20 protein-coding genes are annotated in these 22,188 nt (G+C 67.6%); 10 read left to right on the forward strand and 10 right to left on the reverse strand.

The features are described 5' to 3' along the window. Nucleotides 1–9 precede the first annotated feature (9 nt). Nucleotides 10–2,121: a molybdopterin oxidoreductase family protein gene (locus IEY14_RS00245; protein ID WP_188906237.1), complete on the forward strand. Its 2,112-nt coding sequence runs from the start codon at nt 10–12 to the stop codon at nt 2,119–2,121. 4 nt (nt 2,122–2,125) lie between these two features. Here IEY14_RS00245 and IEY14_RS00250 read toward each other — a convergent pair whose 3' ends face one another. From IEY14_RS00250 to purM, 3 genes are all read right to left on the reverse strand, one after another. Further along, a complete protein-coding gene (locus tag IEY14_RS00250) occupies nt 2,126–2,428 on the reverse strand; it encodes a hypothetical protein (protein WP_188906238.1) in 303 nt (100 codons plus the stop codon). A gap of 62 nt (nt 2,429–2,490) precedes the next feature. Continuing rightward, entirely contained in the window at nt 2,491–3,090 is a 600-nt protein-coding gene (gene purN / locus IEY14_RS00255) for a phosphoribosylglycinamide formyltransferase (protein ID WP_188906239.1), read from the reverse strand. Then, nucleotides 3,087–4,160: a phosphoribosylformylglycinamidine cyclo-ligase gene (gene purM / locus IEY14_RS00260; protein WP_188906240.1), complete on the reverse strand. Its 1,074-nt coding sequence runs from the start codon at nt 4,158–4,160 to the stop codon at nt 3,087–3,089. The genes purN and purM overlap by 4 nt, the downstream gene beginning before the upstream one ends. A 148-nt stretch (nt 4,161–4,308) precedes the next feature. Between purM and IEY14_RS00265 the strand changes: the two genes are divergently transcribed. From IEY14_RS00265 to IEY14_RS00285, 5 genes are read left to right on the forward strand one after another with little or no spacing between them, the layout of a single operon-like run. Further along, a complete protein-coding gene (locus IEY14_RS00265; RefSeq protein ID WP_188906241.1) occupies nt 4,309–5,502 on the forward strand; it encodes an AI-2E family transporter in 1,194 nt (397 codons plus the stop codon). Beyond that, the gene (locus IEY14_RS00270; RefSeq protein WP_188906242.1) at nt 5,499–6,188 is read left to right on the forward strand and encodes a P-loop NTPase family protein; all 690 of its coding nucleotides are present in this window, start codon (nt 5,499–5,501) and stop codon (nt 6,186–6,188) included. The genes IEY14_RS00265 and IEY14_RS00270 overlap by 4 nt, the downstream gene beginning before the upstream one ends. A 49-nt stretch (nt 6,189–6,237) precedes the next feature. Next, a complete protein-coding gene (locus tag IEY14_RS00275) occupies nt 6,238–8,652 on the forward strand; it encodes an RNA degradosome polyphosphate kinase (RefSeq protein WP_244639238.1) in 2,415 nt (804 codons plus the stop codon). Beyond that, nucleotides 8,636–10,159 (forward strand): exopolyphosphatase, encoded by a 1,524-nt coding sequence (ppx, locus tag IEY14_RS00280; protein ID WP_373288921.1) that lies wholly within the window; start codon nt 8,636–8,638, stop codon nt 10,157–10,159. Before IEY14_RS00275 ends, ppx begins: the two co-directional genes overlap by 17 nt. Before the next feature lie 8 nt (nt 10,160–10,167). After that, nucleotides 10,168–10,425, forward strand: a complete 258-nt coding sequence (locus tag IEY14_RS00285) for a hypothetical protein (RefSeq protein WP_244639240.1) — start codon at nt 10,168–10,170, stop codon at nt 10,423–10,425. Between the two features lie 36 nt (nt 10,426–10,461). Here the strand turns inward: IEY14_RS00285 and rnd are convergent, their stop codons facing one another. Continuing rightward, nucleotides 10,462–11,616, reverse strand: coding sequence for a ribonuclease D (rnd, locus tag IEY14_RS00290; protein WP_188906244.1), 1,155 nt, complete (start codon nt 11,614–11,616; stop codon nt 10,462–10,464). 155 nt (nt 11,617–11,771) lie between these two features. Between rnd and aspS the strand changes: the two genes are divergently transcribed. Then, entirely contained in the window at nt 11,772–13,559 is a 1,788-nt protein-coding gene (gene aspS / locus IEY14_RS00295; protein ID WP_188906245.1) for an aspartate--tRNA ligase, read from the forward strand. Here aspS and IEY14_RS00300 read toward each other — a convergent pair whose 3' ends face one another. Further along, the gene (locus tag IEY14_RS00300; protein ID WP_188906246.1) at nt 13,560–14,108 is read right to left on the reverse strand and encodes a 2'-5' RNA ligase family protein; all 549 of its coding nucleotides are present in this window, start codon (nt 14,106–14,108) and stop codon (nt 13,560–13,562) included. Further along, a complete protein-coding gene (locus IEY14_RS00305) occupies nt 14,108–15,328 on the reverse strand; it encodes an aq_1923 C-terminal domain (protein WP_188906247.1) in 1,221 nt (406 codons plus the stop codon). The genes IEY14_RS00300 and IEY14_RS00305 overlap by 1 nt, the downstream gene beginning before the upstream one ends. 182 nt (nt 15,329–15,510) lie before the next feature. On the opposite strand from IEY14_RS00305, the gene parC reads away from it, so the two are divergent. Further along, on the forward strand, nt 15,511–17,757 hold the full coding sequence (gene parC, locus IEY14_RS00310; RefSeq protein ID WP_188906248.1) for a DNA topoisomerase IV subunit A: 2,247 nt from the start codon (nt 15,511–15,513) through the stop codon (nt 17,755–17,757). A gap of 280 nt (nt 17,758–18,037) precedes the next feature. Here parC and IEY14_RS00315 read toward each other — a convergent pair whose 3' ends face one another. The 4 genes from IEY14_RS00315 to hemB form a co-directional block, all read right to left on the reverse strand. Then, the gene (locus tag IEY14_RS00315) at nt 18,038–18,325 is read right to left on the reverse strand and encodes a GIY-YIG nuclease family protein (protein ID WP_188906249.1); all 288 of its coding nucleotides are present in this window, start codon (nt 18,323–18,325) and stop codon (nt 18,038–18,040) included. Between the two features lie 57 nt (nt 18,326–18,382). Beyond that, a complete protein-coding gene (locus IEY14_RS00320; RefSeq protein WP_188906250.1) occupies nt 18,383–19,147 on the reverse strand; it encodes an arginyltransferase in 765 nt (254 codons plus the stop codon). A 136-nt stretch (nt 19,148–19,283) separates the two neighbouring features. Continuing rightward, a complete protein-coding gene (locus IEY14_RS00325) occupies nt 19,284–19,754 on the reverse strand; it encodes an RDD family protein (protein ID WP_188906251.1) in 471 nt (156 codons plus the stop codon). An 82-nt stretch (nt 19,755–19,836) separates the two neighbouring features. Then, on the reverse strand, nt 19,837–20,868 hold the full coding sequence (hemB, locus tag IEY14_RS00330) for a porphobilinogen synthase (RefSeq protein ID WP_188906252.1): 1,032 nt from the start codon (nt 20,866–20,868) through the stop codon (nt 19,837–19,839). Between the two features lie 180 nt (nt 20,869–21,048). Between hemB and IEY14_RS00335 the strand changes: the two genes are divergently transcribed. Together IEY14_RS00335 and ldtR are read left to right on the forward strand one after the other, a co-directional pair. Next, nucleotides 21,049–21,468: a DUF6163 family protein gene (locus tag IEY14_RS00335; protein ID WP_188906253.1), complete on the forward strand. Its 420-nt coding sequence runs from the start codon at nt 21,049–21,051 to the stop codon at nt 21,466–21,468. Between the two features lie 165 nt (nt 21,469–21,633). After that, nucleotides 21,634–22,143 (forward strand): transcriptional regulator LdtR, encoded by a 510-nt coding sequence (ldtR, locus tag IEY14_RS00340; protein WP_188906254.1) that lies wholly within the window; start codon nt 21,634–21,636, stop codon nt 22,141–22,143. The last annotated feature ends 45 nt before the right edge of the window (nt 22,144–22,188 follow it).

Genomic DNA, 22,188 nt, shown 5'->3' on the forward strand with positions numbered 1-22,188 from the left:
GCTTCACCCATGAACCAGCTCGCCCCGCTCCGCACCGGCCACAGCGCCTGTCCGCACGACTGCCCCTCGACCTGCGCGCTCGATGTCGAGATCCTGGGGCCCGCCACGGTCGGGCGGCTGCGCGGCGCGAAGGGAAACAGCTACACGGCGGGCGTCATCTGCGCCAAGGTCGCGCGCTATGCCGAGCGCATCCACAGCCCGAACCGCCTGTTGAAGCCGCTTCAGCGCGTCGGCGGGAAGGGGGCGGGCGAGTGGCGCGAGATCGCATGGGACGACGCGCTCGATCTCGTCGCCGAGAACTTCCTCGCCGCCGAGGCGCGTCACGGTTCGGAAAGCGTCTGGCCCTATCACTATGCCGGCACGATGGGCCTCGTGCAGCGCGATGGCATCCACCGGCTGCGCCATGCCAAGCGCTATTCCAATCAGTTCGACACGATCTGCACCAACATGGCCTGGACCGGCTGGTTCGCCGGGGCCGGACGAATGACCGGCGTCGATCCGCGCGAGATGGCGAAATCGGACTGCGTGGTGATCTGGGGCACGAATGCCGTGGCGACCCAGGTGAATGTGATGACCCATGCGGTGGAGGCGCGCCGGACGCGCGGCGCGACCATCGTGGCGATCGACATCTACGACAACGCCACGATGGCGCAGGCCGATATGGCGCTGAAGCTGCGGCCCGGCACGGACGGCGCGCTCGCCGCCGCGCTGATGCATGTCGCTTTCCGCGACGGCACCGCCGACCGCGCCTATATGGCGCGCTTCACCGACGATCCGGCCGGGTTGGAGGCGCATCTGAAGGACCGGACGCCCGAATGGGCGGCGGCGATCACCGGGCTCGCGGTGGCCGAGATCGAGGCCTTCGCGGCCCTTCTCGGCCGCACGAAGCGCAGCTTTTTCCGCCTCGGCTACGGCTTCACCCGGCAGCGCAACGGCGCGCCGGCCATGCATGCCGCGCTCTCGGTGCCGGCCGTCTACGGCCATTGGCAATATGAGGGGGGCGGCGCCTTCCACACCAATTCCGGCATTTTCGGCCTCGACAAGAGCCTGATCATGGGCACGGCGCTCCGCGATCCGGCGGTCCGCTCGCTCGACCAGTCGCGGATCGGCGCCGTCCTCACCGGCGATCGCGCGGCGCTCTCCGACGGGCCGCCGGTCGCGGCGATGCTCGTCCAGAACACCAATCCGGCCAATGTCGCGCCGGAACAGCGTCTCGTCCGGCAAGGTCTGGCGCGCGAGGATCTCTTCGTCTGCGTCCACGAGCAGTTCATGACCGACACGGCCAAGCTCGCCGATCTCGTGCTGCCGGCGACGATGTTCCTCGAACATGACGACATCTATCGCGGCGGCGGCCAGAACCACATCACCCTCGGGCCGAAGCTGGTGGACGCGCCGGACACGGTGCGGACCAATCATTTCGTCATCGAGGAACTCGCCAGACGGCTCGGCGTCGCCGACCGGCCGGGCTTCGGTCTCAGCGAGCGCGAACTCATCGACGACATGCTGCGTCGCTCGAATCGCGGCACGCTCGCCGCGATCGAGGAGGGGCGCTGGCTCGACTGCCAGCCGGATTTCGAGACGGCGCATTTCATGACCGGCTTCGGCTGGGCGGATGGCAAGTTCCGCTTCCGGCCCGGCTGGCAGGGCGTCCGGCTCGGCCCGGATACGCCGCCGGCCTCGCTCGGGCCGCAGGGACCGGTGGCGGACCTGCCGGAATGGCCGGACCATGCGTCGCTCAACGAGGCGGCGGACGAGAAACATCCCTTCAAGCTCGCCACCTCGCCGGCGCGCCAGTTCCTGAACTCGACCTTCTCCGAAACGGCGGGCTCGCGCTCGCGCGAGCGGCGGCCGGAACTGATGATCCATCCCGAGGACGCGGCGGTGCTCGGGCTCGCCGAGGCGGAGCTCGTCACGATCGGCAATCACCGGGGCGAGATCCGGCTCCACGCGACGCTCACCGAGGCGGTGCGGCCCGGCGTCGTCGTGCATGAGGGGCTCTGGGCGAATTCGGATTTCCTGGACGGCGAGGGGATCAACACGCTCGTCGGCGCCGATCCCGTCGCCCCCTGCGGCGGCGCGGCCTTTCACGACACGAAGGTGTGGATCGTGAAAGGAAGCTGATTGATCAGGGGGAAGGCGAGGCGGCTTCGAGGCGATCCTGCAATGCATCGACCTTCGCCTCGACCCTTCCGATCGAGGCCTCGATCGAGGTTTGCAGATTCGCCAAGGCGCCGCCGAGTTCCATCTTCACCGTCAGTTCCAGATCGTCCCGGGCTTCCGACTGGCGACGTTCGACACGCCTTGCGAAATCATAAGTCTGGAGAGTCAGCGTCCGGATGTCGCCGATCTCCTTCCTGACCTGTCGGGTCTCGTCCAGGAGATTTTGAACTTGGCGCAAGAGGAACTGTAGATCGAGTGTCGAGCTCATAGTCCTGGCCGAGCTTTGCATCGCGTCATGATCGACAATCTAGTGTGGAAATCGCGTTCTCGCTATGCGCTTTCGAAACGCGCTTCGCCCCGCAGCACCGTCGCCAGGGCTTGCGGGTAGAGGCGATGCTCTTCCTTCAGGACACGGGCGGCGAGGCTGTCCGGCGTGTCGCCGGGGAGCACCGGCACGCGGGCCTGGGCGATCGCGGGGCCGGCATCCATCTCGGCGGTGACGAAATGCACCGTACAGCCATGCTCGCTCTCGCCGGCGGCGATGGCGCGGCCATGCGTGTCGAGCCCCGGAAATTTCGGCAGTAGCGAGGGGTGGATGTTGATCAGCCGGCCGCGATAGCGCTCGACGAAATCGGCCGAGAGAAGCCGCATGAAGCCGGCAAGGCAGACGATGTCGGCGCGCGCCGCCTCGATCGCCGCGACGAAGGCCGCCTCGTGCTCCGCCTTCGAGCCGTAGTCGCGGCGGGGAAACGCCCGGCCTTCGATGCCGGCCTCGGCGGCGAAGGCGAGACCGGCGGCCTCCGGCTTGTCGGCGAGGACGGCGACGATCTCGCCCGGGAAGTCCGGCTGCCGCGCCGCCTCGACCAGCGCCATCATGTTGGAGCCGCGTCCGGAGATCAGGACGGCGACGCGCTTCCTCGGCCCGCTCAAAGCGACAGATCGCCCTGAAGGATCACCGCCTCGCCGGCGCGCTGCACCAGGGCGCCGAGCCGCGTCACGGTCTCACCCTCGCGGGTCAGCACCTCGGCGACGGTCTCGGCGGCCTCGGCCGCCACGACGACCACCATGCCGATGCCGCAGTTGAAGGTGCGTGCCATCTCGGCCGGAGCGACGCCGCCCGTCCGCGCCAGCCAGCGGAAGACCGGCGGCACGGGGATCGCGCCGGCATCGATCTCGGCCGCGAGACCGTCCGGCAGGACGCGCGGAATATTCTCCACGAAGCCGCCGCCGGTGATATGGGCGAGCGCCTTCACGCCGCCCGTCTCACGGATCGCGGCGAGGAGCGATTTCACGTAGATGCGCGTCGGCTCGATCAAGGCGGCGCCGAGCGTCCGCCCGCCCGCCTCGAAGGGCGCCGGCGCGTCATAGGCGGCGCCCGAGAGTTCGACGATGCGCCGCACCAGCGAATAGCCGTTGGAATGGACGCCGGAAGAGGCGAGGCCGAGAAGCACGTCGCCGGCCGCGATGTCGGGGCGCGGCAGAAGGGCGCCACGCTCGGCCGCGCCGACCGCGAAGCCGGCGAGATCGTAGTCCTTCTCGGCATAGAGGCCGGGCATCTCCGCCGTCTCGCCGCCGATCAGCGCGCAGCCGGCGAGGCGGCAGCCGTCGGCGATGCCCTTGACGATGGCCTCGCCCTGGTCGGGATCGAGCTTGCCGGTGGCGAAATAGTCGAGGAAGAACAGCGGCTCGGCGCCCTGCACCACGAGATCGTTGACGCACATGGCGACGAGATCGATGCCGATCGTGTCGTGGAGCCCGGTATCGATGGCGATCTTCAGCTTGGTGCCGACGCCGTCATTGGCGGCGACGAGGACGGGATCGGTGAAGCCCGCCGCCTTCAGGTCGAAGAGCCCGCCGAAGCCGCCGATCTCGCCGTCGGCGCCCGGCCGGCGCGTCGCGCGGACATGCGGCTTGATCCGCCGCACCAGTTCGTTGCCGGCATCGATGTCGACGCCTGCCTCCGCATAGGTCAGGCCGTTGCCGCTCTCGCTCGTCGCCATTTCTCTTATCCCGGACATTTCCGTCCGACTGGCACGCGGCGCGGCCCTCGGCAAGCCCCCGCGCGCCCTTGACCCCAGCATGGGCTCGCTCCTATCTCCCGAAAGGCGCCCGATAGAGGGGCCCGCGCCCGAGAATTCGCCGAGGGAGATGGATTTGACTTCGGCCAATCGCAGCCGCCTCCTGCGCCGGCAGGTGATGTTCTGGAGTCTCGCCGCGCTCCTCTTCGTGGGGCTGCTCTTCGTCTTCTCCTCGGTGCTCCTGCCCTTCGTCCTCGCGATGTGCATCGCCTATTTCCTCGATCCGGTGGCCGATGCGCTGGAGCGGCTCGGCCTGTCGCGGCTGATGGCGACGCTGGTCATCCTTGTGCTCTTCGTCGTCGTCCTGGCGGCGGCGGTGCTGGTCTTCGTGCCGGTGATCGTCACGCAGATCGACGGCTTCGTGCAGAACCTGCCGCAATACCTCCAGCGCTTGCAGTCGCTCGGCGCGGAACTCCGCCAGGGCCGCCTCGGCTGGCTCTTCGCCAAGGACCCGCAGCAGCTCCAGCAGGACATTTCCGGCATGTTCGGCCAAGTGAGCAGCATCGTCAGCTCGCTGCTCGCCTCGCTCTGGACCTCGAGTCTGGCGGTCGTGAACTTCCTGTCGCTCTTCGTCGTCACCCCGGTCGTCGCCTTCTATCTCCTGCTCGACTGGGATCGGATGATCGCCAAGGTCGATTCCTGGGTGCCGCGCCAGCATCTGCACACGGTGCGGCGCCTGGCCCGCGAGATTGACCAGTCCGTGGCGGGCTTCGTGCGGGGGCAGGGCAGTCTCTGCCTGATCCTCGGCAGCTATTACGCGATCGGCCTCAGCCTCGTCGGCCTGAACTTCGGCCTCCTCATCGGCCTCTTCGCCGGGCTCATCTCCTTCATTCCCTATGTCGGCTCGCTGACCGGCCTGCTGCTCGCCACCGGCGTCGCCCTGTTCCAGTTCTGGCCGGACTGGATCTGGATCGCCGCGACCCTCGCCGTCTTCTTCTCGGGCCAGTTCTTCGAGGGCAACATCCTCCAGCCGAAGCTCGTCGGCGCCTCGGTCGGTCTCCATCCCGTCTGGCTGATGTTCGCGCTCTTCGCCTTCGGCGCGCTGTTCGGCTTCGTCGGCCTCCTCATCGCCGTGCCGGCGGCGGCGGCGATCGGCGTCCTCGTCCGCTTCGCCATCCAGCAATATCTCCAGAGCGAGATGTATTTCGGGCGCGTGGCGGAGCCGGTCCATCCGCAGGTCGAGACGGTGGAGACCGGGCCGATCCGGGTGATGCTGGAAGCCGAGTTCGACCCCGCGCAGCAGACGACCAAGGTCGCGGAATGACGGGCGGTCCTCCCCGCCAGTTTCCCCTCGATCTGCCGCACCGGCCGGCCTTGACCCGCGACGACCTCGTCGTCACCGAGGCCAATCGCATGGCCGTCGCCGCCGTGGACCATTGGCCGAACTGGCCGCATCCCGTCACCGTGATCGTCGGGCCGGAAGGGGCGGGCAAGTCGCATCTCGTCGCCGCCTGGCGGGAGATGACCGGCGCCCGTACCTTCGACGGGCGCCTGCCCGAGGATCGGCCCTTCGCCGTCGCGATCGACGATCTGGAAGGCGAGACGGCGCGGGAGGCGGCGCTGTTCGATGTGCTGAACGCGGCGCGGCTCGGCGGCGGCTTCGTGCTGGCGACGGCGCGCCGCGCGCCGGGCGAGCTGCCCTTCCGATTGCCGGATCTGCGCTCGCGCCTCGGCGCGGCGGCGCTCGCCACCATCGCCGCGCCGGACGACGCGCTGCTGCGCGGCGTTCTTGCCAAGCTCTTCGCCGATCGCCAGCTCGACGTCGACTTGCGGTTGATCGACTATCTGGCGAGCCGTATGGAGCGCTCGCTCGGCGCGGCGCGGCGAATCGTGGACAGACTCGATTCCGAGGCGCTCGCCGCCAAGGAGCGGGTGACGCGGGCTTTGATCCAGCGCGTGTTGTCGGATAAATCCTTGGCCGACCAAGCGAGGGCTGGTCACGGCGACTGAACGGCGTTGTCTGGGCGGCCGGCGCCGGATGCGAGGAGAGACGAAGGCGGTGGATAAGGCAGAGGGTACGGACAAGGGCGGCGACAAGCTGGCGGGCAAGGATGCCCCGCTTCCCGACGACGCCATGGGCGGCGCGGAGACCGAATCCGCGCAGCGCCGGCGCCAGGCGCGGCGCCGCTTCGATACCGACGGCGTTCTCGCCGGCCTGCCGCAGGCCGCGAGACTGGCCGATGTCAGCGTCGCCAGCATCAAGGAGAGGCTGGAGGCCAATTCCGCCCAGGCCGCGCCGCCCGTCGTCGCCGAACCGCCGCCGGCCGACAACGAACTGCCGGCGGACCGCTTCATCAATCGCGAGATCTCCTGGCTGCAATTCAACCGGCGGGTGCTGGAGGAGGCGCAGAACGCCTCCCATCCGCTGTTGGAGCGCCTGCGCTTCCTGTCGATCTCGGCCGGCAATCTCGACGAGTTCTTCATGGTGCGCGTCGCGGGCCTCGCCGCGCAGGTCCATGCCAACATCACGCTGAAGAGCGACGACGGCCAGACCCCGCAGGACCAGCTCGATTCCGTCCTCGCCGAGGTCGATCGGCTGCAGGTCGAGCAGCAGGCCTCGCTTGCCACCCTCGTCAAGGAACTGCGCGAGCAGAACATCCACATCATGGCGGCGGGCGATTTCGCGGGCGCCGACAAGGCCTGGCTGGAACAGCATTTCGACGAGGCGATCTTCCCGATCCTCACGCCGCTCTCGGTCGATCCGGCCCATCCCTTTCCCTTCATCCCCAATCTCGGCTTCTCGGTCGCGCTATCGCTGGTGCGCGAGCGCGACGGCCAGAAGATGAGCGCGCTTCTGCGCATCCCGGCGGCGCTGCCGCGTTTTGTCGAGATGCCGCCGGCCCAGGACGGCCCCGGCGCCCTGCGCTTCGTGCCGATCGAGAGCGTCGCCGCGCTCTTCGTCGGCCGGCTGTTCCCCGGCTACCGCATGCGCGGCTCCGGCGCCTTCCGTATCATCCGCGATTCCGACATCGAGGTGGAGGAGGAGGCCGAGGACCTCGTGCGGCTGTTCGAATCGGCGCTGAAGCGGCGGCGGCGCGGGCGGGTGATCCGCATCGAGTTCGATTCGACCATGCCGGAGGACCTCCGCAACTTCGTTGCCAGCCAGGCCGGCGTGCCGGATTCGCGCGTCTCCGTGATGCAGGGCATGCTGGCGCTCGAAGCCGTCTCGCAGATCGTCAAGTCGCCGCGCGACGACCTGAAATTCGTGCCCTACATCCCGCGCTTCCCGGAGCGCATCCGCGAGCATCACGGCGACTGCTTCGCCGCGATCCGCCAGAAGGACATCGTCGTCCACCATCCCTATGAGAGCTTCGACGTCGTGGCGCAGTTCCTGCGTCAGGCGGCGGCCGATCCGAACGTCATCGCGATCCGGCAGACGCTCTACCGCACCTCGGCCGACTCGCCGATCGTCCGGGCGCTGGTCGACGCGGCGGAAGCCGGCAAGTCGGTGACGGCGCTCATCGAACTGAAGGCGCGCTTCGACGAGGAGGCGAATATCCGCTGGGCGCGCGACATGGAGCGGGCCGGTGTGCAGGTCGTCTTCGGCTTCATCGAGAAGAAGACCCATGCCAAGCTCTCGCTCGTCACGCGGCGGGAGGACGGCAAGCTCGTCAATTTCGTCCATGTCGGCACGGGCAACTATCACCCGATCACCGCGAAGATCTACACGGACCTGTCCTATTTCACGGCCGATCCCGACATCGCCCACGACGTCCTTCTCGCCTTCAACTACATCACCGGCTATGCCGAGCCGACCGGCCTGAAGAAGCTGGCGCTGTCGCCGCTGAACCTGCGCAAGCGCATTCTCGATGACATCGCCGCCGAGATCGCCCATGCCAAGGCAGGCCGACCGGCGCAGATCTGGATGAAGATGAACTCGCTGGTCGATCCGAAGGTGATCGACGCGCTCTACCGGGCGAGCCAGGCGGGCGTCGAGATCGACCTCATCGTACGCGGCATCTGTTGTCTCAGGCCGCGCGTGCCCGGCCTGTCGGAGAATATCCGCGTCAAGTCGATCGTCGGCCGCTTCCTGGAGCACAGCCGCATCTATTGCTTCGGCAATGGCGCCGGCCTGCCGTCGGATCACGCCAAGGTCTATATGAGCTCGGCCGACCTGATGCCGCGCAATCTCGACCGCCGGGTCGAGATCATGGTGCCGGTGACCAATCCGACCGTGCACAGCCAGATCCTGTCGCAGATCATGCTCGGCAACATTCTCGACAACCAGCAGAGCTGGTCCGTCCTGTCCGACGGCGCCTCGCGCCGCATCGTTCCTTCCGAGAAGGAACAGCCCTTCAACACGCAGCGTTACTTCATGACCAATCCCAGCCTTTCCGGCCGGGGCAAGGCCCTGAAATCCGACGCGCCGAGACTGATCGCAAGACAGCGTGCAGAACATTCCCGCTACGACTGAACCGAACGCGCAGGGGCGCATCGCCGGACGTCGGCCCGTGGCCGTCGTCGATATCGGCTCGAACTCGGTGCGTCTCGTCATCTACGAGGGCAATGCCCGCGCGCTGACGATGCTGTTCAACGAGAAGGTCCTGTCCGGCCTCGGCAAGGGCATCGCCCAGACGAACCGGCTGGACGACCGCTCGGTGGCGAGCGCGCTCGCGGCGCTGCGCCGCTTCCGCAAGCTGATCGACCAGTCGGATGTCGAGGAGGTCTATCCGCTGGCGACGGCCGCCGCGCGCGAGGCGACGAACGGCCCGGACTTCGTCCGCGCGGCCGAGGAGGCGATCGGCGTGCCGATCCGCATCCTGTCCGGCCATGACGAGGCCTTCTATGCCGCGCAGGGCGTCGCCGCCGGCTTCCACGCGCCGAACGGCATCGTCGGCGATCTCGGCGGCGGCAGCCTCGAACTCGTCGACATCGCGAACGGGACGATCGGCCAGGGTCTGACCCTGCCGCTCGGCGGCCTGCGCCTCCAGGACCTGTCCGGCAACGACATCGCCAAGGCCCGCGCCATCGCCGACAGCCATGTCGCCGGCTGCGGCATGACGGGCAGCGCCGAAGGGCGGCCGTTCTTCGCGGTCGGCGGCACCTGGCGCAACCTCGCCAAGCTCCATATGGAGCAGCGGCGCTATCCGCTGCATGTGATGCATGGCTACGAGATCCCCGCCGCCGAGATGGCGAGCTTTCTCGACCAGGTGATGCGGGGCGATCCCGACCGCATTCCCGGCATCGCCGCCGTGTCCAAGCCGCGCCGGGCGCTGCTCGCCTTCGGCGCCGTGGCGCTCCAGGCGGTGATCCGGCATCTCAAGCCGGCCCATGTCGCGATCTCGGCGCTCGGCGTGCGCGAGGGTTTCCTCCACACGCTCCTCAGCGAGGAGGAGCGGCGCAAGGATCCGCTGATCGAGGCGGCGCACGAATTCGCCGTGCTGCGCTCGCGTTCGCCGCGTCATTCGGAAGAGCTGGTGCGCTTCTGCCAGCGCACCTTCGAGACGCTGGGGATCGAGGAGACGCCCTACGAGGAGCGGCTGCGCCATGCCGCGGTTCTCGTCTCCGATGTCGGCTGGCGCGCCCATCCCGACTATCGCGGCACGCAGAGCCTGTCGATGCTGGCCCATGCCTCCTTCGAGGCGATCGACCATGCCGGTCGCGGCTATCTGGGCCTTGCCAGCTACTATCGGCACGAAGGCGACTTCGAGCGCACCGGCATGCCGGAGATCGAACGGCTGGTCGGAGCGCGGCTCCTCGAAAAGGCGAGGGTGCTCGCTGCCCTCTTCCGCGTCGCCTATATCCTGACCGCCTCCATGCCCGGCATCCTCGACCGGCTGCGCTGGCGGCAGGACCCGCGCGGCGGCTTCACGCTGCTCCTGCCGAAGGATCTCGCCGGTCTCATCAGCGACAAGCCCGTCGCCCGGCTCGAACAGTTCGCCAAGGTGGTCGACCGCCGGCTGCGCCTCGACGTGGCCTGAGCCATTCCGTGCTGAAATGGGCCTCGCTCTTTCTCGGGATCGCGATCGGCGTCGCGATCTTTCTCGGCTTCAAGTGGCACGCCTATGTGACGCGCGGGCCCTCGCCCTATGACGAACTCGGCATCGAGCTGAACGGCCTCGTGCCGCAAAGCCTCGGCGACTGGGGCTGCGCGCGGCTGGCGGAACGCTTCGCGCAGGCCGTGCCGCCGCAGGGCTGCGCCGGACCGGACGGCCGCTGGCGGGTGCCGGGAGCGGAGCGCCCCTGAGGCGCTCCCGCGTGCCGCGACCGGGGGCGCTGCCCGTCAGGACACGCTGATCACCGCCACCTTGCGGTCGCGGAAGCAGAGCGCGGCGCGGCCGTCGAGAAGATCGAGCGCCCGCTCGCCGAAGAGCTTGCGGCGCCAGCCCTCCAGGGCCGGCACCTCGGCCTTGGCGCCGTCGACCGCGAGCTTTTCGAGATCGTCGGTCGAGGCGATGAGCTTGGCGGCGACGCCCTCCTCGTCGACGACAATTTTCAGCAGCACCTTCAGGAACTCGACCGCCGCCGCCGTGCCTTCCGGATAATTGGGCTGCTTCGGGATCGGCGGCAGGGCGGATTTCGGCAGGGCATGCGCCCGCGCCACGGCGGCGAGGATCGCGACCCCCGTTGCCGAGCGCTCGAAGCCCTTCGGCAGGGCGCGCAGCCGCGCCATCGCCGCCTCGTCGCGCGGCTGCTGCTGGGCGATCTCATAGAGCGCGTCGTCCTTGAGGATGCGGCCGCGCGGCACGTTGCGATTGCGCGCCTCCTGCTCGCGCCAGGCGGCGATCTCCTTCAGCACGGCGAGTTCGATCGGCTTGCGGGCCCGCATCTTCAGCCGCTTCCAGGCATCCTCGGGATGGAGGTCGTAGATCGAGGGATCGGCGAGGGCGGCCATCTCCTCGTCCAGCCAGCGCTCGCGCCCCTCGGCCGCGATGCGCTTCTGGAGCACGCGATAGACGTCGCGCAGATAGGTGACGTCCGCGAGGGCATAGGTGAGCTGGTCGTCCGAAAGCGGGCGGCGGCGCCAGTCGGTGAAGCGCGAGGTCTTGTCGATCCGCCCGTTCGTCGTCCGGGCGACGAGCTGGTCATAGGCGACCGATTCGCCGAAACCGCAGACCATGGCGGCGACCTGCGTGTCGAAAAGCGGCTTCGGGATGATGCCGCCGAGCTTGTAGATGATCTCGACATCCTGCCGGGCGGCATGGAACACCTTCACCACCCGCTCGTCCGTCATCAGCGCGAAGAAGGACTTGAGATCGAGGCCGGGCGCCAGCGGGTCGACCAGCACCGCCAGTTCGTCGCAGGCGATCTGCACGAGGCAGAGTTCCGGCCAGAAGGTCGTCTCGCGGATGAATTCGGTATCCACGGTGACGAAGGGGGCCTCGGCGAATTTCGCGCAGGCGGCAGCGAGGGCTTCGGTCGTGACGATGGTCTCCATCCCCGATCCATAGACCACCGGGCGCGCGCGAGGGAAGCGGCCGCAACTTGACAGAGCCGGGGGTTGGTGTGCTTTTCCGCCGACTTCTTTTCCCGCAAGCGCGGGACGACGCCCGCCGGCCCGCCGGTGAGGGACCAACTGGAAAGACCTCTGTCATGCATCGCTATCGCAGCCATACCTGCGCCGGACTTCGCGAGGCCGATGTCGGCACGAGCGTTCGCCTGTCGGGCTGGGTGAATCGCGTGCGCGATCACGGCGGCCTGCTCTTCATCGACCTGCGCGACCATTACGGGCTGACGCAGATCGTCGTCGATCCCGATTCCGGCGGCTTCGCCACGGCCGAGCGCCTGCGCTCGGAATGGGTGGTGCGCGTCGACGGGCAGGTGAAGGCCCGCAGCCCCGAGACGGTGAACGCCCGGCTCGCGACCGGCATGGTCGAGGTCTTCGCGACCGAGATCGAGGTTCTGTCCGAAGCCAGGGAACTGCCGCTGCCGATCTTCGGCGAGCCGGACTATCCCGAGGACGTGCGGCTGAAATACCGCTTCCTGGATCTGCGCCGCGAGACGCTGCACGCCAATATCGTGAAGCGCACGCAGATCATCGCCGCCATGCGCCGCGAGATGACGGGGGCGGGCTTCGCCGAATATACGACGCCGATCCTCACCGCCTCCTCGCCGGAAGGGGCGCGCGACTTCCTGGTGCCCTCGCGCATCCATCCCGGCACGTTCTACGCGCTGCCGCAGGCGCCGCAGCAATACAAGCAGCTTCTGATGGTGGCCGGCTTCGACCGCTACTTCCAGATCGCGCCCTGCTTCCGCGACGAGGACCCGCGCGCCGATCGCCTGCCGGGCGAGTTCTACCAGCTCGATCTCGAAATGAGCTTCGTGACGCAGGACGACGTCTGGAACACGATGACGCCGGTCATGACCCGGATCTTCGAGGAATTCGCCGAAGGCAAGCCGGTGACGCAGGACTGGCCGCGCATTCCCTATGACGAGGCGATCCGCAAATACGGCTCCGACAAGCCGGACCTGCGCAACCCGATCGTGATGCAGCCGGTGACCGAGCATTTCGCCGGGTCCGGCTTCAAGGTCTTCGCCAACATGATCGCCTCGAATCCGGGCGTCGAGGTCTGGGCGATCCCGGCGCGGACCGGCGGCAGCCGCGCCTTCTGCGACCGCATGAATTCCTGGGCGCAAGGGCAGGGTCAGCCCGGCCTCGGCTATATCTTCTGGCGCAAGGAGGGCGAGGCGCTGGAGGGCGCCGGCCCGCTCGCCAAGAATATCGGCCCCGAGCGCACCGACGCGATCCGCGCTCAGCTCGGCCTCGGCGACGGCGACGCCTGCTTTTTCGTCGCCGGCGAGCCGTCGAAGTTTTACAAGTTCGCCGGCGAGGCCCGCACCCGCGCCGGCGAGGAGCTGAATCTCGTCGACCGCGACCGGTTCGAGTGCTGCTGGATCGTCGACTTCCCGTTCTTCGAATATAACGAGGACGAGAAGCGCATCGACTTCGCCCACAATCCCTTCTCCATGCCGCAGGGCGGCATGGCGGCGCTGGAAAGCCAGGACCCGCTGACGATCAAGGCCTTTCAGTACGACGCCGTCTGCAACGGCTTCGAGATCGCGTCCGGCTCGATCCGCAACCAGTCGCCGGAGCTGATGGTGAAGGCCTTCGAGATGGTCGGCCTGTCCCAGGCCGATGTCGAGGACCGGTTCGGCGGCATGTATCGTGCCTTCCAGTACGGCGCGCCGCCGCATGGCGGCTGCGCCTTCGGCATCGATCGCGTGGTGATGCTGCTCTGCGGCGCGAAGAACCTGCGCGAGATCACGCTGTTCCCGATGAACCAGCAGGCCTTCGACCTTCTGATGAACGCGCCGTCGCCCGCGACGCCGACGCAGCTGCGCGAACTCGGCATCCGCGTCGCGGTGCCGCCGAAGGCCTGATCAGGCGAGAGGACGGCCGGCGAAGGGAAACGCGCCGGCCGCTTCCCAGGGACCGCCGCGATAGCGCCACAGGAGAAGCTCGGTGCCGGTCGCGTCGAAGGGCGTGAACTCGGCCTGAAGGCACGCGAACAGCGCCTTCGCCTCGCCGGCCGGCGCCTTGTTCTGGATCGTGACATGCGGGCGGAAGGGGCTCGCGTCCTGCGGCGTCAGCATCGTCCGCCAGCGGGCGGCGAGATCCTGCCGGAGGGCGACGAGCGCCGGTGCCTCGATCGCGAAGGCGGAGCCGTAGCCGAGGAAGCGCAAGCCCGCGACCGCCAGCGGGAGCGGGGGCCGCGCCAGGCTCGCCTCGCGCAGCGTCGCGGCGATCGCCGCTTCCTCTTCGCCGTCGAGATGGTGGAACAGCGTCAGATGCGCCGGCAGATGGTTGCGCGCCGGCGGGAAATGCCGGCGGCGCAGCGCGTCGAACGTGGCGAAGCTCGCCGCGTCGAAGCCGAGCGTCACGATGAGCGGCGGGGCGGGCCGGTCGTCCGTCCGCCCCGCGCCCGGCATCACTGCGCGGTGCCGGCGCCGTCCCCGTCTTCCGGCTCGTCCGTCGTCTGGTCGTTCGCGGTCACCTGGAGTTGCAGGACGTTCGGCAGGGTCTGCGGCGCGCCCATCGCCGCGCCGAGGATCTGCGTCGCCGGGATCGGCTGCGTCGGATTGACTGCGATGGTCAGCGATTGCGGGTCCTTCAGGAACTTATCGACCGCCGTCGCGACCTCCGTCTGGAAGGCCGGGTTGTTCAGGCCGGCGAGAGTCTGCGTCACCATCTGGTTCAGCGTCGAGACCAGCTGCTCGCGGCTCTCGCCGTTCTTCTTGGAATAGTAGTCGAGCAGCTTGCCGGCCAGCGAGGCGTCGCTGAAGCCGATCTCCAGCGAACCGACGGAGAGCTGCGACAGAAGGCCGATGATCGCCATGCCGGAGGACTGCGCCGCCTTCGGATCGGCCGCCATCTGCTGGCGGATCGCGGCGAGCGAGCGGGCGAAGGCCGGCGTATAGCCGCCGATCGCATAGGAGACGGCGAGATCGCCGGCATTCTCGATGGTGAGCTGGAAGGGTTCGACCGAGGTGTCGCCGGTCTTCGGATCCCAGCTCATCTCCATCGAGCCGTTGCCGTTGAACTGGTCGTAGCCGATCTCGCGCAGCGTCTTCGCCGCCTCGTCGTTCTCCGGGAACTTCAGGATGAAGTCGCCGAGCGAGAATTGCGAGTTGATCTTGTCGCTCGTATCGACCGTGTTGACGAAGGTCGAGGCGCCGAGGCTGAAGAGATCCTTGCCGTCGTCCGTCACCTTCAGGCTGCCGAGCGTCACGCTGTCGAAGAAATAGGGGCTCTCGCCGGGCAGCTTCGAGGTGCCTTCCTTCTGCGGCAGCTGCAGGCCCTCGATCGCCATGCCGGACACGGCGAGGTGCTTGCCCTTCTCCGTCGTATCGACATCGCGGAAGGGCACGCGCGCCACCTTCCAGCCCTCGGCATCCGAGCCCGTCACCGTCTCGAAGGTGACGTCGCCGAACCTCGCCGCGTCGTCGCCCTTGCCGACGGAAACGCCCTTCAGCACGACATTGTCGCCGGCGGCTTCCGCGCCCTGGAATTCGAGCGGAATGGAATTCGCCGCCGCCACGTCCTTCAGCCGGTTGGCGAAGGCCTGGGCATCGGCGGCGAGCGCCGAGCCGGAACCGGCGAGGAGGAGGCCGAGGCCGGCGAGGATGCGGCGGGCGGGCGACACGGTCATGGGAATCCTTCGACGCGGGAAACGGGATGTTCGGAAAACGGGACGCGGCGACGCCGGCCCGGAGGAATCGGCTCCGCGACGTAAGACGGGAACTACAGGCAAAATATGGCGGATGCAGCCCCGGCGCCAGCCGGGCGCGTTCCGGTCTTGTTCCGGTCGGCCGAGTGCCGTAAATCGGCGGCATGGGAAAACCGAACGATCCGCCTTCCGGCAGCGGCACCATCGAGCTCGTCGACCTGAAGTCGGCGCTGGAGGAGCGCTATCTCGCCTATGCGCTCTCGACCATCATGGGGCGCGCGCTGCCGGATGTGCGCGACGGCCTGAAGCCGGTGCATCGGCGCATCGTCCACGCGATGCGCGAACTGCGCCTCGATCCCGGCCAGGGCTACAAGAAGTCCGCCCGCATCGTCGGCGACGTGATGGGCAAGTTCCACCCCCATGGCGACGCCTCGATCTACGACGCGCTCGTGCGGCTCAGCCAGGATTTCGCCATCCGCTATCCGCTGATCGACGGCCAGGGCAATTTCGGCAATATCGACGGCGATAGCCCGGCGGCCATGCGCTATACCGAGGCGCGCATGACCGATGTCGCGACGCTCCTCCTGCGCGGCATCGACGAGGACGCGATCGACTTCAAGCCGACCTATAACGAGGAGGACGAGGAGCCGGTCGTCCTGCCCGGCGCCTTTCCCAATCTCCTCGCGAACGGCTCGTCCGGCATCGCCGTCGGCATGGCGACCTCGATTCCGCCGCACAATGCCGCCGAGCTCTGCGACGCGGCGCTGAAGCTTATCGAGGAGCCGGGCGCGACGGTCGACCAGCTGTTGCGCCTCGTCCAGGGGCCGGACTTTCCGACCGGCGGCATCATCGTCGATTCGCCCTCGATCATCCGCGAGGCCTATGCGACGGGGCGCGGCGGGTTTCGCGTGCGCGCCCGCTGGGAGAAGGAGGAGCAGGGGCGCGGCGGCTATCAGATCGTCGTCACCGAGATTCCCTATCTCGTGCAGAAGTCGCGGCTGATCGAGAAGATCGCCGAACTGCTCGCTGCCAAGAAGCTGCCGCTTCTGGCCGATGTCCGCGACGAATCGGCGGAGGACGTGCGCATCGTCTTCGAGCCGAAGAGCCGCACGGTCGATGCCGAGCTCCTGATGGAGGCGCTGTTCCGCCTGACGGATCTCGAATCGCGCATTCCGCTCAACATGAACGTCCTGTCGGGCGGCAAGGTGCCGCGCGTCCTGAACCTCAGGGAGGTTCTGACCGAATGGCTGGCGCATCAGCGCGAGGTGCTTTTGCGGCGCACCCGCTTCCGGCTCGCCGCGATCGAGCGGCGCATGGAGGTGCTCGGCGGCTATATCATCGCCTTTCTCAATCTCGACGAGGTGATCCGCATCATCCGCGAGGAGGACGAGCCGAAGCCCGTCCTGATGCGACGCTTCGAGCTGACGGACGTGCAGGCCGAGGCGATCCTCAACATGCGCCTGCGCTCTCTGCGCAAGCTCGAGGAATTCGAGCTGAAGCGCGAACATGACGCCCTCGGCGAGGAGAAGCGCGAGCGCGAGGCGCTGCTCGGTTCGGAGGCCTTGCAATGGAGCGCGCTCGACGCGGAGGTGCGCGAGGTGCGCGAGACCTTCTCGAAGAAGACGCGGATCGGCAAGCGCCGCACCACTTTCGCGGTGGCGCCGGCCCGCGCGCTGGAAGACATCAACAACGCCTTCATCGAGCGCGAGCCGGTCACCGTCGTCCTGTCGCAGAAGGGCTTTCTGCGGGCGCTGAAGGGCCATGTCGCCGATCTCTCGACGCTGTCCTTCAAGGAGGGCGACGGGCTCGCCTTCGCCTTCCCGGCGATGACGACGGACAAGATCGTGTTCCTGTCCTCCGACGGGCGCGCCTATACGCTTTCCGCCGACAAGCTTGCCGGCGGCCGCGGGCAGGGCGAGCCGATCCGTCTCGCGATCGAACTCGACGACGCGGCGCAGATCGTCCTCGGCTTCGTCTCGGTGCCGGACAGAAAGCGCCTCGTCGCGGCCAGCGACGGCAGCGGCTTCGTCGTGCCGGAGGCGGAACTCCTCTCCGGTACGCGCAAGGGCCGGCAGGTGCTGAATGTCGGGCCGGGCGTCACGCTGAAGCTGGCCGTGCCGGCCGAGGGCGACACGGTGGCGATCGTCGGCGACAATCGCAAGATGCTGGTCTTCCCCTTGAGCCAGGTGATGGAGATGTCGCGCGGCAAGGGCGTGCGTCTCCAGCGCTACAAGGATGGCGGCCTGTCCGACGCGCGCGTCTTCCAGCTCGCCGAAGGCCTCACCTGGCAGGGCGCCGGCGGCCGCAGCTTCCACCGCTCCGCCGAGGAACTCTTCGAATGGCGCGGCGACCGCGCCCAGGCCGGCCGCATGGTGCCGAACGGCTTTCCGAAATCGAACCGGTTCGGGTGACGGAATAAGCGCCGATCCGGCGGATCATTAGCCCGAGCGGTCCCGCTATCGCCCCGTCGAAAGCTGCAACCCATCAGCATCGTCATCCCGGCCTTGAGCCGGGATCCATGCCAAATCAGCAGCAAGAGAACGCAACGTTCCTATGCGCGCTCCCGTCTGACAAGATCTATTCCTGCAAAGTCGAGGAATGGATCCCGGCTCAAGGCCGGGATGACGAAGTTGAAAGGAGGGATGCGAGCATCCTTAATTCATTTCCGAATGCCGTTCCTTATGTCAAATCTCACCATCCCACCCCCCGATACAATTCGTTCCAATCTGGATTGAGGCTCTCGATCAGGGCGATCTTCCAACGGCGTGGCCAGCGTTTGATGGTCTTCTCGCGCGTGATCGCATCGCGGATATCGGAGTGCTCCTCGTACCAGACCAATCGGTGACAGCCGTAACGTGAAGCGAAGCCGGGTGTCTGGCTTGTCTTATGTTCGTGGATGCGCCGTGACAGGTCGCTCGTCATCCCGACATAGAGCGTCCCGTTCTTCGCGCTCGCCATGATGTAGACGTGACCGGCCATATCGACGCGCTTCGAAGTGAAGAATGTCTTTGGACAGACTCCTGCTGAGCGGTCGTCTCAGCCTTGCTCGGCTTCGTCCGGCACATAGCGTTCCCAGCCCTTCGGGCCGAGATGATCCTGCGGCTGGAAGCGGATCTTGTAGGCCATCTTGCGCGAATCGCGCACCCAGTAGCCGAGATAGAGATAGGGCAGGCCCATCTTCCGGGCGCGCTCGATATGGTCGAGGATCATGAAGGTGCCGAGGCTGCGCTCGGCCTCGTCCGGCTCGAAGAAGGAATAGACCATCGACAGCCCGTCGCCCATCACGTCGGTGAGGGCGCTGGCGATCAGCGCGCCGTCGGAGCGCTCGCTGAAGCGCGAATCGGGACCCTTCCGGCGATATTGCACCAGCCGCGTGTCGACCTGGCTGTCCTCGACCATCATGGCGTAGTCGAGCACCGACATCTCGGACATGCCGCCGAAGGCATGGCGGCTGTCGAGATAGCGGCGGAAGAGCGAATATTGCTCGCTGGAAGGTTCGGGATCGCCGATGCGCCCGACGAGATCCTGGTTGCGCTGGGCGACGCGCCGCATGGAGCGCGTCGGCACGAACTCGTCGACGAGGATACGCACGGAAACGCAGGCGCGGCAGCGCTCGCAGGCGGGGCGGTAGGCGATGTTCTGGCTGCGGCGGAAGCCGCCCTGCGTCAGGAGATCGAGGAGATCGGGCGCCCGCTCGCCGATGAGATGGGTGAAGACCTTCCGCTCGAACTGGCCGGACAGATAGGGGCAGGGCGACGGCGAGGTCAGAAAGAACTGCGGCGTCTGCGGATGAACTGTCATGGGCGCGTCGGGCCTCGGTCCCATCGCGGAAGACAGGGAAGTGCGAGGGAAAGCAGCTTTAAAACATAACGCGCCCGCTATGGAAACATACGGGCGCGTCGCGTTTCGGTCCGACGGAGCTGGATCGCGCCGCCGCTCAGCGGTCGCGGACGATCACCGTGCCGAGCAGCAGGTCGTGCAGCAACTGCTTGCGCCCGGTGAAGAGCGCGACGAGCAGCACGAAAGGCGTGAGGAAGGTCACCGAGGCCCAGAACAGCACGCCATGCAGGATGGCGAGCGGCGGATCGACGCGCCCGCCGTCGAGCTTCTCGACCCGGATGCCGGCGAAGCGCATGCCGAGCGTCGCCTGCCGCGACCCGCCCATGGTGAAGGCGAGATAGAGGATCGCGATCGCCGGCAGGAGGATGGCATAGAGATGCCAGCCGATGCCGAGCGTCAGGATGCCGAGCAGGAAGACGACGATGGCGGCCGGAATCGCCAGCAGTAGCACGACCAGATAGTCGAAGAGAAAGGACAGGACGCGCCGGCTGCGCACGCCGTCGTAGAGACGGGGTGCATCGAGATCCGCCCGCAGGCCGTCGCGATAAAGGGTGCCGTTGTTGCTCATCGTCCTTCGGGTCTCCGGCCGGCGCGAGTGCCGGCGTCGGAACCCCATGTGGGAAGGCCGGGGCGCCCGCGCAACGGCCCGATCAGCCCCGGCGCAGCGCCGCAGCCGCGCGGGGCGCGAAATAGCTGAGGATACCGGCGGCGCCCGCCCGCTTGAAGGCGGCGAGACTTTCCATCATCGCGCGCTCGCCGTCGAGCCAGCCGTTGCCGGCCGCCGCCTCGATCATCGCGTATTCGCCGGAGGTCTGATAGGCGAAGGTCGGCATGCCGAATTCGGCCGCAAGCCGCGCCACGATGTCGAGATAGACCATGCCCGGCTTCACCATGATCATGTCGGCGCCCTCGGCGATGTCCTGCGCCGCCTCGCGCACGGCCTCCTCGGCATTGCCGAAATCCATCTGATAGGTGCGCTTGTCGCCCTTCAGGAGATCGTTCGAGCCGACCGCGTCGCGGAACGGGCCGTAGAAGGCGGAGGCGTATTTCGCCGCATAGGACATGATCATCGTGTCGCGCAGCCCCTCGGCGTCCAGCGTCTCGCGGATCATCGCCACGCGCCCGTCCATCATGTCGGACGGGCCGATGATGTCGCAGCCGGACCGCGCCTGGACGAGCGCCTGGCGGCAGAGGATCTCGACGCTCTCGTCATTGTCGATCCGTCCGCCGCGCATTACGCCGTCATGGCCGTGGCTCGTATAGGGGTCGAGCGCCACGTCGCAGAGAATGCCGACCTCCGGCACCGCGTCCTTGATGGCGCGGCTGGCGCGGCAGACGAGATTGTTCTCGTTCAGCGCCTCGCTGCCGCGATCGTCGCGCCTGTCGCGCGTCGTGAATGGAAAGAGCGCGACGACCGGGATGCCGAGATCGCGCGCTTCGCGCGCCGCCTCGACCGCGCGCGCCACCGAGCGGCGGGCGACGCCCGGCATCGACGGTACCGCCTCGTCGGCGCCGGCGCCCTCGCGCACGAAGATCGGCCAGATGAGATCGGCGGGCGAAAGCTCGGTCTCGCGCACGAGGCGGCGCGACCAGTCGTGCTGGCGCAGCCGCCGCAGCCGCCGGCCGCCGGTCACGGCGTCGATGCGGGTGGACAGGGTGGGGCGGTCATGCTGCAGAACCATCGGCGGCTCCGTCGTCTGGCGTGGGAGGAACCGTCCGATCGGCCGGCCGGCGGGCGTGTCGTTAGGCCCTTCTTTCCACAGCTTCAACCATTGATCGGCTAAGGGCGCTGACCGATTTCGGTGATGGGGACAGGAGGGGCGGGCTGGCGCTTCGGCGCGGCTTCTGGCCAAGTGGCGCGAATGACGACATCTCCGGCAACGAACGAGAGAACGGAACGGATCGTCCGCTGGGCGATCCTCCTTCTCCTGCGCGCGGCGGGCCTGGCGCTTTTCGGCCTCGGCCTGTTTTATTGGATCATGCTTGTCGGAGTGTTTCCGGAATCGGGCTGGCGTTTCGACCTGATGCCGCTGGAATGGCGCGTCGCGGCGGCGGCGCTCGCCGTCCTCTGCCCCGTCGCCGGGGTCGGGCTCTGGCTCACGGCCTCCTGGGGCAGCGTCGTCTGGCTGCTCGTCGCCGCGCTCGAAGGGGCGATGCATGTGCCGCTACAGCGGCAGTTCGGCGGTCCCGGTCCCGAACTCGCCTTCCATTGCGCCGGTCTCCTGGCGCTCGGTCTGCTGCGGATCGTCGAGTGGCATCTCGGCCGCACCCGTCGCCGCTGACGCGACGGCAGGTGCGGGCGCCGAAGCGATGCCCCGGAAATCCGAACGAAAACAGTAACGTGCTCTTAAGCGTGGACTTTAAGTCGACTTTTAGCCGGGCGGGTTAGGGTGTTCTTCAAGACGGAGCCATTCGAGCATCTGTCAGCGACAACAGCGGAGCCGATCATGAAGACCCAGACGAAGAGCCAGCCGGAAAAGGTCACGGAGCCCGAAAGCGAACTGAAGAGCCTTTATCTGGAGACGGTTCAACTCGTCGAACGTCTGCATCGCCGCCTGCTCGACGTCATCAAGGACGAGTTCGACCGCAATGGCCGCACCGACATCAACGCCGTCCAGGCGCTGCTGCTCTTCAATATCGGCGATTCGGTGCTGACGGCGGGCGAGCTGCGCACCCGCGGCTTCTATCTCGGCTCGAACGTGTCCTACAATCTGAAGAAGCTCGTGGATCTCGGCTTCATCGACCACCAGCGCTCGCGGGTCGATCGGCGCGCGGTGCGCGTGCAGCTGACGAAGGCGGGCGCGGAAGTGGCCGCGATCGTCGCCGATCTCTATCAGCGCCATATCGGCTCCATCGATAAGGTCGGCGGCCTCGACGAGCAGGAATTCCAGAAGCTGAACAAGGCGCTGCAGCGGCTCGACCGCTTCTGGAACGACACGATCGCCTATCGGCTCTGAAGCCTTACCGGCGCCGAAACGCGCCGCGCCATCAAACCCCCGTGA

The organism is Aureimonas endophytica (assembly GCF_014642635.1).
In the GTDB taxonomy this organism is placed as follows: Bacteria; Pseudomonadota; Alphaproteobacteria; order Rhizobiales; family Rhizobiaceae; genus Plantimonas; species Plantimonas endophytica.

What these genes read in the sequence shown, in the direction of transcription:
- IEY14_RS00245 (WP_188906237.1), top strand. Translation starts at nt 10, where the DNA reads ATGAACCAGCTCGCCCCGCTCCGCACCGGCCACAGCGCCTGTCCGCAC.
- IEY14_RS00250 (WP_188906238.1), bottom strand. Translation starts at nt 2,428, where the DNA reads ATGAGCTCGACACTCGATCTACAGTTCCTCTTGCGCCAAGTTCAAAAT.
- purM (WP_188906240.1), bottom strand. Translation starts at nt 4,160, where the DNA reads ATGGCGACGAGCGAGAGCGGCAACGGCCTGACCTATGCGGAGGCAGGC.
- IEY14_RS00265 (WP_188906241.1), top strand. Translation starts at nt 4,309, where the DNA reads ATGGATTTGACTTCGGCCAATCGCAGCCGCCTCCTGCGCCGGCAGGTG.
- IEY14_RS00270 (WP_188906242.1), top strand. Translation starts at nt 5,499, where the DNA reads ATGACGGGCGGTCCTCCCCGCCAGTTTCCCCTCGATCTGCCGCACCGG.
- rnd (WP_188906244.1), bottom strand. Translation starts at nt 11,616, where the DNA reads ATGGAGACCATCGTCACGACCGAAGCCCTCGCTGCCGCCTGCGCGAAA.
- aspS (WP_188906245.1), top strand. Translation starts at nt 11,772, where the DNA reads ATGCATCGCTATCGCAGCCATACCTGCGCCGGACTTCGCGAGGCCGAT.
- IEY14_RS00300 (WP_188906246.1), bottom strand. Translation starts at nt 14,108, where the DNA reads ATGCCGGGCGCGGGGCGGACGGACGACCGGCCCGCCCCGCCGCTCATC.
- IEY14_RS00305 (WP_188906247.1), bottom strand. Translation starts at nt 15,328, where the DNA reads ATGACCGTGTCGCCCGCCCGCCGCATCCTCGCCGGCCTCGGCCTCCTC.
- parC (WP_188906248.1), top strand. Translation starts at nt 15,511, where the DNA reads ATGGGAAAACCGAACGATCCGCCTTCCGGCAGCGGCACCATCGAGCTC.
- IEY14_RS00315 (WP_188906249.1), bottom strand. Translation starts at nt 18,325, where the DNA reads ATGGCCGGTCACGTCTACATCATGGCGAGCGCGAAGAACGGGACGCTC.
- IEY14_RS00320 (WP_188906250.1), bottom strand. Translation starts at nt 19,147, where the DNA reads ATGACAGTTCATCCGCAGACGCCGCAGTTCTTTCTGACCTCGCCGTCG.
- IEY14_RS00325 (WP_188906251.1), bottom strand. Translation starts at nt 19,754, where the DNA reads ATGAGCAACAACGGCACCCTTTATCGCGACGGCCTGCGGGCGGATCTC.
- hemB (WP_188906252.1), bottom strand. Translation starts at nt 20,868, where the DNA reads ATGGTTCTGCAGCATGACCGCCCCACCCTGTCCACCCGCATCGACGCC.
- IEY14_RS00335 (WP_188906253.1), top strand. Translation starts at nt 21,049, where the DNA reads ATGACGACATCTCCGGCAACGAACGAGAGAACGGAACGGATCGTCCGC.
- ldtR (WP_188906254.1), top strand. Translation starts at nt 21,634, where the DNA reads ATGAAGACCCAGACGAAGAGCCAGCCGGAAAAGGTCACGGAGCCCGAA.